At 72.3% G+C, this 12,660-nt stretch carries 12 protein-coding genes; 3 read left to right on the top strand and 9 right to left on the bottom strand.

Translation table 11 applies throughout. The annotated features are described in order from the left end of the window. Positions 1–48: 48 nt before the first annotated feature. Positions 49–1,371, top strand: coding sequence for a bifunctional o-acetylhomoserine/o-acetylserine sulfhydrylase (locus tag AB3M83_RS11455; RefSeq protein ID WP_412948189.1), 1,323 nt, complete (start codon positions 49–51; stop codon positions 1,369–1,371). 24 nt (positions 1,372–1,395) lie between these two features. Here the strand turns inward: AB3M83_RS11455 and AB3M83_RS11450 are convergent, their stop codons facing one another. Next, positions 1,396–2,421, bottom strand: coding sequence for a hypothetical protein (locus tag AB3M83_RS11450; RefSeq protein WP_412948187.1), 1,026 nt, complete (start codon positions 2,419–2,421; stop codon positions 1,396–1,398). A 101-nt stretch (positions 2,422–2,522) separates the two neighbouring features. Here AB3M83_RS11450 and metX point away from each other — a divergent pair, with 101 nt between their 5' ends. Next, a complete protein-coding gene (gene metX, locus AB3M83_RS11445) occupies positions 2,523–3,725 on the top strand; it encodes a homoserine O-acetyltransferase MetX (protein ID WP_412948185.1) in 1,203 nt (400 codons plus the stop codon). Between the two features lie 13 nt (positions 3,726–3,738). Here the strand turns inward: metX and AB3M83_RS11440 are convergent, their stop codons facing one another. From AB3M83_RS11440 to AB3M83_RS11405, 8 genes are all read right to left on the bottom strand, one after another. Further along, positions 3,739–4,680 carry a carbohydrate ABC transporter permease gene (locus AB3M83_RS11440; RefSeq protein ID WP_412948183.1) on the bottom strand — a complete coding sequence of 314 codons (942 nt, stop codon included), beginning with the start codon at positions 4,678–4,680 and terminating at the stop codon, positions 3,739–3,741. Beyond that, a complete protein-coding gene (locus AB3M83_RS11435; RefSeq protein ID WP_412948181.1) occupies positions 4,677–5,624 on the bottom strand; it encodes a carbohydrate ABC transporter permease in 948 nt (315 codons plus the stop codon). The genes AB3M83_RS11440 and AB3M83_RS11435 overlap by 4 nt, the downstream gene beginning before the upstream one ends. 1 nt (position 5,625) lies before the next feature. Further along, positions 5,626–7,008 carry an extracellular solute-binding protein gene (locus tag AB3M83_RS11430; RefSeq protein WP_412948179.1) on the bottom strand — a complete coding sequence of 461 codons (1,383 nt, stop codon included), beginning with the start codon at positions 7,006–7,008 and terminating at the stop codon, positions 5,626–5,628. Between the two features lie 120 nt (positions 7,009–7,128). Continuing rightward, on the bottom strand, positions 7,129–8,574 hold the full coding sequence (locus AB3M83_RS11425; RefSeq protein ID WP_412948513.1) for a phytoene desaturase family protein: 1,446 nt from the start codon (positions 8,572–8,574) through the stop codon (positions 7,129–7,131). 2 nt (positions 8,575–8,576) lie between these two features. After that, positions 8,577–9,071, bottom strand: coding sequence for an SRPBCC family protein (locus AB3M83_RS11420; protein ID WP_412948177.1), 495 nt, complete (start codon positions 9,069–9,071; stop codon positions 8,577–8,579). 63 nt (positions 9,072–9,134) lie between these two features. Beyond that, the gene (locus AB3M83_RS11415) at positions 9,135–9,464 is read right to left on the bottom strand and encodes a thiamine-binding protein (RefSeq protein ID WP_412948175.1); all 330 of its coding nucleotides are present in this window, start codon (positions 9,462–9,464) and stop codon (positions 9,135–9,137) included. Between the two features lie 18 nt (positions 9,465–9,482). Next, positions 9,483–10,694, bottom strand: coding sequence for a glycosyltransferase 87 family protein (locus tag AB3M83_RS11410; RefSeq protein ID WP_412948173.1), 1,212 nt, complete (start codon positions 10,692–10,694; stop codon positions 9,483–9,485). A 25-nt stretch (positions 10,695–10,719) separates the two neighbouring features. After that, positions 10,720–11,532 (bottom strand): ADP-dependent NAD(P)H-hydrate dehydratase, encoded by an 813-nt coding sequence (locus AB3M83_RS11405; RefSeq protein ID WP_412948171.1) that lies wholly within the window; start codon positions 11,530–11,532, stop codon positions 10,720–10,722. Between the two features lie 29 nt (positions 11,533–11,561). Between AB3M83_RS11405 and AB3M83_RS11400 the strand changes: the two genes are divergently transcribed. Then, complete coding sequence (locus AB3M83_RS11400) at positions 11,562–12,638, top strand: NADH:flavin oxidoreductase/NADH oxidase (protein ID WP_412948169.1); 1,077 nt, start codon at positions 11,562–11,564, stop codon at positions 12,636–12,638. Positions 12,639–12,660 lie beyond the last annotated feature (22 nt).

The raw sequence follows: 12,660 nt of genomic DNA, 5'->3' as shown, positions 1-12,660 counted from the left end.
CCACGGCATCCGTCGCTGCCCACCCGACTTTCCATGAGGGAGATCGTCATGTCCGCACCCGAGAACTGGCGCTTCGAGACCAAGCAGATCCACTCCGGCGCCGCTCCGGACCCGGTCACGAAGGCTCGGGCCACGCCGATCTACCAGACCACGTCGTACGTGTTCGACAATGCCGACCATGCCGCGAACCTGTTCGCCCTGGCCGAGTTCGGCAACATCTACACGCGCATCCAGAACCCGACGCAGGACGTGCTCGAGCAGCGGCTGGCCTCGCTCGAGGGCGGCACCGGCGCGCTCGTGCTCGCGAGCGGTCAGGCGGCGTCGACGTTCGCGATCCTCAACATCGCGCAGGCGGGCGATCACATCGTGTCGTCCAGCTCCATCTACGGCGGCACGTACAACCTGTTCAAGTACACGCTCGCCAAGCTCGGCATCGAGACGACGTTCGTCGAGGACCAGGACGACGCCGAGGAATGGCGCCGCGCCGTCCGGCCGAACACGAAGCTCTTCTTCGCCGAGACGATCGGCAACCCGCAGATCAACGTCCTCGACATCCGCACCGTCGCCGACGTCGCGCACGACGCCGGCGTGCCCCTCATCGTCGACAACACGATCGCGACGCCGTACCTCATCCGCCCCTTCGAGCACGGCGCCGACATCGTCGTCCACTCGGTCACGAAGTTCCTCGGCGGCCACGGCACCACCATCGGCGGCGCCATCGTCGACGGCGGCACGTTCGCGTGGACCGAGAACTCCGAGCGCTTCCCGGGCCTGACGACGCCCGACCCGTCGTACCACGGCGCCGTCTACACGGATGCCGTGGGCGACAGCCTCGCGTACATCATCAAGGCGCGCGTGCAGCTGCTCCGCGACCTCGGCTCGGCCATCTCGCCGCAGAGCGCGTGGAATCTGATCCAGGGCATCGAGACGCTGTCGCTGCGCATCGAACGACACGTGCAGAATGCGCAGGAGATCGCGGAGTGGCTCGAGAACCACCCGGATGTCGCCTCCGTCAACTACTCGGGCCTGCCCACCTCGCCCTGGTACGCCGCGGCCAACCGCTACGCCCCGAAGGGCGTCGGCGCGGTGCTGTCGTTCGAGCTCAAGGGCGGTGTCGAGACGGGCCGCGAGTTCGTCAACTCGCTGAGCCTGTTCAGCCACCTCGCCAACATCGGCGACGTCCGCTCCCTCGTCATCCACCCGGCCTCGACCACGCACTCGCAGCTGACGCCGGAGCAGCAGCTCACGAGCGGTGTCACCCCGGGCCTGGTGCGGCTGTCGGTGGGCCTCGAGAACATCGACGACCTCAAGGCCGACCTCGACCAGGCGCTGGCTGCCGCCCGCCGCTTCGCGGAGGCGGCGCGGGCCTGACACCCCGTCGATGCCCCGCCCCGCTCACCGGGGCGGGGCATCGTCGTGTCCGGCTCCACCGCCGGCATCGTCGACGGCCGGGACGGCTGCCGGAGGCGGGGCCGACCCTGCGGCGGCCCGATCCCACCACCGGAGCACGCGGAGCGCGGACAGCGTCACCCACCGGCTCGGGTGGCCCTCCCCCTCCCCGTCCAGCGACCGCAGCGTCGGCCCCTCGTGCGCGTTCTCGAGATTCCACATCCCGTTCGCGAGCCGCTTCCCGCGCAGCCACTCCACCGGCTCCTGCAGACGGGCGTCGCGCCGGTCGGCGCGCCGGAAGTACTCCAGCGCCCGCAGCGCGTCGTAGTACCAGCGCACCGGGTAGGACGCCATCGCGAATCGCGGATCGACGAGCTCGCCCGTCGTCCGCCGGTACAGCAGCCGGCGTTCCAGCAGGTACTCCTCGCCGCGCACCAGCGCGTCGTCGAGGCGGCCGTCGCCGTCCGCGTGGGAGCGCTGGTCGCGGAGACCCTCGAGCGCACAGATCGTGGAGTGGAACGACGACACCCCGGCCCCCTCGTAGCAGTTCCATCCGCCGTCCGGCAGCTGGCCGTCGAGGATCGTCCGGACGATGCTGCCGCCGTCGACGCCGAAGTAGACGGCCGCGCTCAGCGCGACGCCGTTGATGCACGGTTCCGTCTCGCCGTCGAAGTAGGCCTCGTCGTCATGCTCCCAGCGGACGTGCTGCCGCACGCGGTCGATCGCCGCCGCCACCGCCGGGTCCTCCGGATCGACGCCGAACTCGCGGAGCTGCTGTAGCGCGAAGTGGGTCGCCGTCCAGGCGTCGAAGAACGGCCGCCGCGGATCGGCCCACCCCGGCCGGTACGTGCCGCCGTCCCAGCGGCCGTCCTCGGCCTGCTCCGCCAGCAGCGCCGCGCCCCACCCTTCGCGCGCGACGCGGGCGCGTTCGCGCGCCACGTCTCCCGGGTCGGCGTCGGTCAGATCCCGCAGCACCTGCCACCGGACGGCGGGGTCGCCCGCCAGCAGGTACCCGATCACATCAGCGTCCATGCCCGGACGCTACTCCCGGCCCGCGACACCCGCGACCGTAACATCGCGGCCCGTCCTCGGGCGCCGCGTTAGCGTGGGAGGATCCTCGACGGAAGCGGCTCATGGACTGGCAGACCTCGGAAGACACGGTGCCCTCGGCACCCGTGACCGAGGCCGACGCGCGCCTGCTGCTCGGGCGGCCGCCGGCCACGGGAGCCTGGCGGGACGGCGACCCGGTCGGCGAGCGCCGCTTCGCGCGGTTCGGCGCGTTCACGACCGAGGGCGGCGCCGCGCTCCCCGGCATCCGTCTCGCCTACGAGACCTGGGGCGAGCTGTCGCCCGCGCGCGACAACGCCGTGCTCGTCCTCCACGCCCTCACCGGTGACAGCCACGTCCGCGGCGATGCCGGGCCCGGGCATCCCACCGACGGCTGGTGGGGCGATGTCGTCGGTCCCGGTGCCGCCATCGACACCGACCGCTGGTTCGTCGTCGCCCCGAACATGCTGGGCGGATGCCAGGGGTCGACCGGTCCGTCGAGCATCGCCCCCGACGGCTACGAGTGGGCCTCGCGGTTCCCGTTCCTCACGATCCGCGACCAGGTGGCGGCGCAGGTCATGCTCGCCGACGCCCTCGGCGTCGACGCCTGGGCGGCCGTCGTCGGCGGCTCGATGGGCGGGATGCACGCCCTCGAGTGGGCCGTCGGTCACCCCGAGCGCGTCGAACGGCTCGCGGTGCTGTGCTCGCCGCCCACGACGACCGCCGATCAGGTCGCGCTGAACTCCGTGCAGCTCGAGGCGATCTCGATCGACCCGCGTTTCGCGGGCGGCTCGTACTACGACGCCGGCGACGGCAACGGCCCGCACCGCGGGCTCGCCCTCGCCCGCCGGATGGCGCTGCTCAACTACCGCACCCCCACCGAGCTCAACGCCCGGTTCCAGCGGTCGTGGCAGTCCGGCAAGAGCCCGCTCGGCCACGGCGGCCGCTACGCCGTCGAGAGCTACCTCGACTTCCACGGGAACCGCTTCACCCGCCGATTCGACGCGAACTCCTACATCACCCTCGTCGAGGCGATGAACTCGCACGACGTGGGCCGCAGCCGGGGCGGCGTCGACGACGCGCTCGCCCGCGTCACCGCCCGCACCCTCGTCCTCGGCGTGGACAGCGACCGCCTGTTCCCGGTGGAGGGGCAGCATCGCATCGCGCGCGGCATCCGGACGACGATCGACGAGGAGACCGTCGTGCTCGCCAGCGATTTCGGACACGACGGCTTCCTCATCGAGACGGCCGCGGTCGGGGCGCACCTGCGCCGGCTGCTCGACACCTGAGCGCGGCGCCGGCTCAGCCCTTCAGCCCGGATGTGCTGATGCCGCGGATGATGTGCTTCTGAGCCAGGAAGAACACGATGATCATCGGCACCGTGGCGATGACGGATGCCGTGACGATGATCTCCCAGTGCCACTCGCCGCCGAACCCGAACGCGTCCACGAGCGACTTGAGCCCCCGCGGGATGGTGAAGGTCGACGAGTCGCGCAGGTAGATGAGTCCCCGCATGAGGTCCGTCCAGGCGGCCTGCACCTCGAACACGAGCACGACCGCCAGCGTCGGCCGCAGCAGCGGCACCGCGATGCGCCAGAACACGGCCCACTGGCTGGCGCCGTCGACGCGTGCCGCCTCGAACAGCTCGCGCGGGAGGCCGAGGATGAACTGCCGCAGCAGGAAGACGTAGAAGGCGCTCGCGAAGAGGTTCTGCGCCCACAGCGGCACGAGGGTCCCCACGAAACCGAGGGAGTTCCAGATGAGGAAGGTCGGGATCATCGTGACGGCACCGGGGAGCATCATCGAGGCGAGCACCAGGCCGAACAGCACGTTGCGTCCCCGGAATCGGAAGTACGCGAAGCCCCACGCGACCATCGCGCTCGACAGCGTGACGGTCGTCGCGGCGAGCGCGGTGACCACGAGCGTGTTCAGCAGCCAGAGCGCGAGCGGCGCCTCCTGCCAGACCTGCGCGTAGTTGTCGAGAGTGAACGTCTCGGGGATCAGCCGGTTGTCGAAGACCTCGCCGCGCGGCTTGAACGACGCGCTGACCAGCCAGACGAACGGGTAGGCGAAGGCGACGGTGACGAGGACCAGGAGCACGACCGTGACGATGCGGGCGCCGCGGTTCTGCCGGCGCCTGCGCGGGGCGCCGTCTCCCGGGGGAACGATCGGAGGGGCGGATGCCGGTCGGGGCGCGTCCGCGGCCGCCGCGGCACCGGCGGAGCCGGACACGAGGCCGGTCATCGCCCCGCCTCGCCCTCGTAGTAGACGAGGCGTCGTGACACGATCAGCTGCACCGCGGTGACGGCCATGATCAGCACGAACAGCAGCCAGGCCATGGCGGAGGCGTACCCCATGTGGAGGAACTGGAACGCCTGCTGGAAGAGGTAGATGACGTAGAACAGCGCCGCGTCATTGCTGTACGTGCTGTTGCCCGCGCCGAAGAAGGCCGTGTAGGCCTCGTCGAAGGTCTGCAGGCCGGCGATCGTGTTCACCACGACGATGAAGAACAGCGCCGGGCTGATCAGCGGAAGACTGACGTGCCAGAACCGGTGCCAGCGCCCGGCACCGTCGATCCGCGCGGATTCGTACAGCTCCTCGGGCACCGCCTGCAGGGCGGCGAGCAGGATGATGACGGACGAGCCGACGGTCCACAGGCTCATCAGCACGAGCCCCGGCTTCACCCAGGCGGGGTCGGTCGTCCAGGCGGGACCGTCGATGCCGACGGTCTCGAGTCCCGAGTTGATGAGCCCGTTCTGGCCGTTGAACAGCAGCAGGAAGAGGATGCCGACGGCCACCGGCGGCGTCATCTTCGGCAGGAAGACCATGGTCCGGAAGAACCCCGAGGATCGTCCCGCGCCGTTCAGCAGCACGGCCAGCAGGAGCGAGACGACGACGTATGCCGGCACCTGGATGACCATGAACGTGAACGTGTTCGACAGCGCCAGCCCGATCTTGGGGTCCTCGAACAGCTCGACGTAGTTGTCGAAGCCGACGAAGGAGGGGTCGTTGATGACGTCGTAGTCCGTGAGTGACAGGTAGGCGCTGTAGATCAGCGGCCAGGCCGTGAAGACGGCGAACCCGATGATCCACGGCGACAGGAACAGCAGCGCCGAGCCGGTGTTCCGTCGCGCCGCCCGTCGCCGCGCCTTCTCCCGGGACGGCGCGGCGACGGTGGCCGTCGCCATCTCAGTCGCCCTCGAGCTTCGTCCAGGCTTCGTCGAGCGCGTCCTGAGCGACCTGCTGCGCGTCGGCGAGCGCGTCCTCCGGGGCCGCCTGACCGTTGAGCACCTTGTTCACGGCATCCTGCATCGCCGTCGTGAACTCGGCGTCCGCCGGGTTCGCGGGGAGCGAGAACGAGGCCTCGTTCGCCTCGTACATCGCGGCGACGGCGCTGTCCCACGGCTCGCCGCCCTCGGTGACCATTCCCTGGATCATGTCGTCCGCCTCGGCGTTGCCGGTGAGGATGCCGGTGAACGGCTTGCCGTCCGCCTCGCGCAGCTCGAGGCGGGCGGTCGCCGCGGCCTCCCAGGCGTCCGTGGAGGTCATGGCCCGCGCCCACCGGCACGCCGCCTCGGGGTTGGGGCTGCCGGACGGGATCGCCCACGCCGAGCCCGAGGCGTACGCGACCGCGTCTCCCCCGGGCGCCCGCACCGTGTCGAAGGCGAGCGGTGCGTCCGGCGAGACGTCGTTGAGCACGTTGACGTACCACTGCTCCATCGGCATGGCACCGAGCACGCCGCTGGCGAACTGGTTGCCGGCGCCGAAGAAGTCGGCGGAGTCGCGGTAGGCCTTGACCTCGCTGAAGCCGCCCTGGGCGTCGTAGATCCCGACGGCCCACGTCAGGGCGTCGACCACGGCCGGGTCGTCGAGCTGCGCGGTGCGCCCGTCGGCGGAGATCAGGTCGACGCCGTTGGCCTTCGCCCACAGCGGCAGGAACTCGGGCAGCTTGCTGTCGACGCCGATGACCTCGACCTTGCCGCCGTCGGTGCGCATGAGCGCCTCGTTGGCCGCGGTCATGGCGTCCCAGTCGGAGCCGTTCACGTCGTCGATCGTGAGGCCGGCCTCCTCCAGCAGGTCCGCGTTGGCCATCGTCAGCTGGATGGAGTTGAACTCGGGGATGCCGTACACCGACCCGTCGAAGGTGACCTGCTCGATCGCCGCCGGGACGTACATCCCGGTGTCGATGCCCTCGCCGTCGATGCACTCGTCCAGCGGGACGATCGCATCGCGCGCGGCGAGCGAGCCGATCTGGTGACGGTTCGCGTAGACGACGGCGGGCGGCTTGCCCGACGCGACGGCCGACAGGAACTGCTGCAGGTCCAGCTCGCCCTCGATGAGCGACACGTCGACCTCGCCGAGCTGCTCCTCCGCGAGGTCCATCCGGGACGTGGCCACCTCGTCGACCCCTCCGAAGCCCATCACCTGGAGGGTGCCGGACAGCTCGGCATCCGCGTCGTACTGTGCGCCGCCGTCCCCCTGACCGCCGGTGCCGACGGCGCAGCCGGTGAGGGCGAGTGCGACGAGCGCCGAGGCGGCCGCGGTGCGCCGCCGTGGATTCCGAGTGACCATGGTTCCGACCTCCCGAGAAGCGGGCACGCCGCCGTGACGCGCGCTGCCTGAAGGATAGGACTCGGCCCGGCGGTCGGGGAGGGTATTGATTCGCGCGGAGAAGTGGCGTAGACCACGCCGTCAGCGCGGCGAGAGATCCGGCGAGATGCTCGTGCCGAACGTGTGGCGCAGCGCGCTGCGAGCCGCATGCCACCCGGCGAGCCCGTGCACGCCCGGGCCGGGGCTCGTCGAGGCCGAGCACAGGTACACGCCCGGAAGCGGGGTCCGCCACGGTTCGGAGGACACGACGGGCCGCTTGAGCAGCTGCCAGAGGGCGGGAGACCCGGCGGCGATGTCGCCGCCCGGATAGTTCGGGTTCTCCGCCGCCACCTCGACCGCGGAGCGCGAGTTGGTGGCGATGATGAGATCCCGGAACCCGGGGGCGAAGCGCTCGATCTGGGCGATCACGGCCTCGGCGCGGTCGGCGGTGCTCCCCGCCGGCACGTGCGTGTACGCCCAGAGGACGTGGCGTCCCGCCGGGGCCCGCGAGTCGTCGAACGACGACGGCTGCGAGACGAGCACGTACGGCCGCTCCGGCAGGCCGCCGCGCGAGATGTGGTTCTCGGATGCCGCCACCTCGGCGCGCGTGCCGCCCACGTGGACGGTGCCCGCCTGCGCGACCGCCGGGTCGCGCCAGGGCACGGGACCCGACAGGGCGAAGTCGACCTTCGCGACGGCTCCGCCGTACCGGAATCGTTCCAGTGCGGCGCGGTACGACGACGGCAGCGCTCCGCCGCCGATGCGCAGGAAGGCGCTCGGGACGACATCCAGGATCGTCGCCCGGGCAGGCGGCAGATCGGCGAGGGAGGTGATCTCCGACTCCAGGACGATCTCGCCGCCGTGCGCGCGCAGGTCGTCCGCCATCGCATCGACGATGCTCTGGCTGCCGCCGACGGGGATCGGCCACCCGAGCGCATGCCCGTACGTCGCCAGGGCCAGGCCCGCCCCCGCCGCGGCGAGACTCGGCAGCGGCAGGATCGTGTGGGCGGCGACCCCCGTGATGAGGGCGGGTGCGGCATCCTCCGCGAACCGGGCGTTCCAGAGCGCGCTCCCCTGCTCCGCCGCACGCGCCGCGAACCAGGCGGCCGCGAACGGATGCCGGGGCAGGCGCAGCAGCGGATGGCCGGTGAAGTCCGCCACGTCCGAGTGACGATCGACGAGCGGTCGCATGAGCCGCCGGTAGGCGTCGCCGTCGCGCCCGAGCGTCTGGGCGGTCCGGTCGAGGTCCCGGTAGGCGATCGCGGCGTGCGGGCCGTCGAGCGGGTGCGCGTAGGAGGCCTCGGGCACGACGAACTCGACGCGCCGGGCGAGGCCGAACTCGCGGAAGAAGCGCGACTCGAACGCGAGCGGATGGACGGCGGAGCAGATGTCGTGGCGGAAGCCGGGGAGCGTCAGCTCGCCGGTGCTCGCCCCGCCGCCGATGTGGTCGGCGCGCTCGTGGACGCGGACCGAGAGGCCCGCCCGGGCGAGCGTCACGGCGGCGGCGAGACCGTTGGGGCCCGCGCCGACGACGACCGCGTCCAGCATGCTCACGCCGTGGCGCCCACGTCGGGGTCTTCTTCCTCGGCCGTCGTCTCCTCCGTCGGCCGGGCCGCGATCCCCTCGGCGAGGTACGCGAGCCGGTGCAGCGTCTCGGCGTTCCGCAGCTGCAGCGGCGCGTCGAGGAGCGGCTGCGGGATCAGGCGCCCGGGACCGGCGATGGCCTCCTCCTGGATGCGCACCAGCGCACCCTCCGGATGGGGCTTCACCTGGATCTCGACGCGCGCCTCGCCGATGGGCCATCCCCGCGCCTTCAAGACGATCCGCCGCGGCGGGTCGTAGTCGAGCACCTCGGTGGCATCGTCGATGAGGAAGGGCCACACCCCGAACGAGTGGTGCAGCTTCGTGCCGACCTGCGGCCAGTCGTCCGCGACGTCGCGCATGCGCGACGCGCCGACGACCCACGAGGGGAACAGCCAGCCGTCGGCCAGCACGGTGAAGACATCCTCGGGGGTGCAGGCGAACCGTCGTGAGTTCCGTGACATGGCTGCGACGCTACCGGGCGCGTCCGGTACCGCGCACGGGGTTGCGCACCCCGCGGCGGCGTGTCAGTCCGACGACGCCGACTCTGACCGCCGCGCATCCAGAGCCGTCTCGAGGCGCTCGATCTTGCCGTCCAGCTCGCCGGTGTATCCCGGGCGGATGTCGGCCTTCAGGACGAGGGAGACGCGGGAGCCGAAGGGCTGGACGGCGTCGACGGCATCCTTCACGACGGTCATCACCTCGCCCCACTCCCCCTCGATCTCGGTGAACATCGAGGTGGTGCGGTGCGGCAGACCCGAGGCGCGGACGACGGCGACGGCGGCCGCGACGGCGTCGTGGACGGAGCCGTCGGAGCGACCGGTGCCGCTCGGAGCGACGGAGAAGGCGACGAGCATGGCGGACCTCCGGGTTTTTCAGACCGCGCGGACGCGGGCGGGGACGGGCACCGGCAGGCGTACGAGGCGGACAGCCATCCACGCGAGCAGGGCGATCAGCACGAGGTTACGCGCTGTGAGGACCAGGGCGGGGCCGGACTCGGCGACGAGCACGCCGCCGTACAGGACGGGATAGACCAGCTGGGTGAGCGCGGCGGCCCCGAGGACGAGGATGCCGGGGCCCGCCCAGCGGCGCCGGTCGATGACGAGGCCGAACGCGACGACGGGGAAGAGCCAGGTGTGGAACTGGGGCGAGCCGACCTTGTTGCAGACGATCAGGGCCACCACCAGGGCGAGGCCCAGCACGGGGAACAGCCGCACGAAGCGGACGCCGCGCCACGCCTTCCACGCGCCGACGCCGGCGATCGCGACGGCGGCGAGCGCCATGAGCGGGGTCATCGCCGCGATCACCGTGTCGACCTGCGTCCCGGTGACCTGGAAGGTCAGGAGCTCGACGTCGTAGTACACCGAGAACCCGTCGATCCCTGCGACGGCGCCCCAGAGGTACGGCGCGCTCACCGGCGCCTCCACCTGCAGGCCGCGCGCCGTCTGCCCGGCCACGAACCCGAGGGCATGCGGGGCACCGCCCGCCGAGATCACCGCGCCGAGGACACCGGCGCTGACGACGACCGCGCCGAGGGCGACCGCGCCGCGCCGGCGGACGGCGATGAACGCCGCCGCCAGGAGCGCCGCCGGCCATACCTTGATCCAGGTCGCCGCCGCCAGCAGCATGGACGCGAGCCAGGGCCGGCCGATCAGCCAGAGCAGCGCGAGGATCGCGAGCGGCACCGTCACGGCGTCGAGCCGGTACATCCCGACCGGTCCGAGGCAGGCCATCGCCGCGAGCCAGAACCAGGCCGCGACCGTCCGCCCGCGGGAACGTCCCCGGCCGATCAGGATCGCGAACGCGACGGCATCGAGCACGGTGACGAGGACCGCCCACCCGATCGTGTAGCTGCCGAGGAGCGTCCCGGGCGCGTGCGCGAGCAGCATCGGCAGCAGCGCCAGCGGCGGGTAGACCCACTCCTCGGTGACGCCGACGACGGCGTAGCCCTGCCAGGCCGCCACCGACCACGGCTCGTAGACGCGGTAGACGTCGCCCATGGGCTCGTTCGGCATCAGGAAGCCGAGCGCCGCCACGCCGATGTGGACGAACGCGAACGCGATCCACAGCACGCCCCGGTTCGTCACTCCCTCATCCTAGGAGCGCCCGGTGTCAGGACCCGAGCGCCTCGGCCACCGCGAACGGCACATGCGCGGCGACGTCGAGGGCCACGATCGGACCGCCGTCGTGCGCGGCGACGGCGTGCTCGGCGGCGCGGCCGTGCAGCCAGACCGCGGATGCGGCGACGCGCTGCAGGGTGTCGAGGTCGGACGCACCCGCCCCCGCGGCGAGACCGCCGAGGATGCCCGCCAGCACGTCCCCCGTGCCCGCCGTGGCGAGCCACGAGGTCGGGGCGTCGAGCTCGATCGGGTCGTGGTCCGGCGCGGCGACGACGGTGCGCGAGCCCTTGCGCACGAGGATGCCGCGGAGCGCCGCGGCCGTCTCGCACTCCGCGTTTGCGGCATCCGGGTCGAGACCGAGCGACTCGCGCAGCCGCGCATGCTCGCGGGCGTGCGGCGTCGCGATCACGGGTGCGCCGGCGTCCGCCACGAGGTCCAGCGCGCCGGCGTCCACGACGACCGGCACCTGGCCGGCGAGGACCTCGCGCAGCGCGCGGGTCTCGGCGTCGTTGCGCGCGTCGGCGGAAGTGCCGGAGCCGATCAGCCACGCCTGCACGCGGCCGTCGGCGGTGACCGTCTCGGGACGCCGGGCGAGGACGAGATCGGCCGCCCGGTCCGGCCCGAGGTAGCGGACCATGCCGACACCCGTGCGCCACGCCGCCTCCACGCCGAGCACGGCGGCGCCGGGGAAGCGATCCGAGCCGGTTCGCACGCCGACCACGCCGCGGGAATACTTGTCGTCGGATGCGGTTGGGCCGGAGAGCACGGCGGCCACATCCGCCCTGGTCCATGTGCGCCCTGCCATGGCGACACCCTACTGCGACGGAGTTCCGGATGACCCAGTTGTTCACGCCCATCGACCTCGACGGCCTGACCGTGCGCAACCGCCTGTGGGTGTCGCCCATGTGCCAGTACTCGTCGCAGGACGGGCTGCCGAACGACTGGCACCACGTGCACCTCGCGCAGTTCGCATCGGGCGGCTCCGGCCTCGTGATCGCCGAGGCGACCGCTGTCGTCCCCGAGGGACGGATCACCCCGGGCGACACGGGCCTCTGGAACGACGCGCAGCGCGACGCATGGCGCCCCATCGTGGCGGCGATCCACGCCCGCGGCGCGGCCGCCGGCATCCAGCTCGCGCATGCCGGCCGCAAGGCGTCGACGTGGCGGCCCTTCGACGAGGAGCGCGGCTCCGTCCCCGAGGACCGCGGCGGCTGGCAGACCGTGGCACCGTCCGCGATCGCCTTCGACGGCTTCGCCGAGCCGGTGGCGCTGGACGCTGCGGGCATCGACGCCCTCGTCGACGCGTTCGCCGCGGCCGCCGCGCGCGCGGATGCCGCCGGGTTCGACCTCCTCGAGGTCCACGCGGCGCACGGCTACCTGCTGCACCAGTTCCTCTCCCCGCTGTCGAACGAGCGCACGGACGAGTACGGCGGATCGCTCGAGAACCGGGCCCGTCTGCTGCTCCGCGTCGTCGAGGCGGTCCGCGAGGCCGCTCCCGGCCGGGTGCTCGCGGTGCGATTCTCGGCGACCGACTGGGCCGACGGCGGCTGGAACGTGGACGAGACCGCGACCGTCGCCGGCTGGGTCGGCGACCGCGGCGCGCGGCTGATCGACATCTCCACGGGCGGCCTCGTCGCGCACCAGCGCATCACGACGGGTCCGAACTACCAGGTGCCCTTCGCCGCGACCGTGCGCGAGCGCACCGGCCTGCGGGTGACCGCCGTCGGTGAGATCGTCGACGGTCCGCAGGCCGAGGCGATCCTCGCCGACGGCCTGGCGGACGCCGTGATGGTCGGCCGGGAGTGGCTCCGCGACCCGCACTTCGCCCTGCGCGCCGCACACGAGCTGGGCGACCCCGCCGTCGCGGCCCTCACGCCGCCGCAGTACGAGCGCGCCCGCCGCCACGGCTGAGCGGGACGGCGGGCGCGCGACC

Source organism: Microbacterium pasadenense, from assembly GCF_047246565.1.
Taxonomy (GTDB): domain Bacteria; phylum Actinomycetota; class Actinomycetes; order Actinomycetales; family Microbacteriaceae; genus Microbacterium.
The sequence above is the reverse complement of the archived record's forward strand: the minus strand, read 5'-3'. Positions and strand labels throughout refer to the sequence as shown.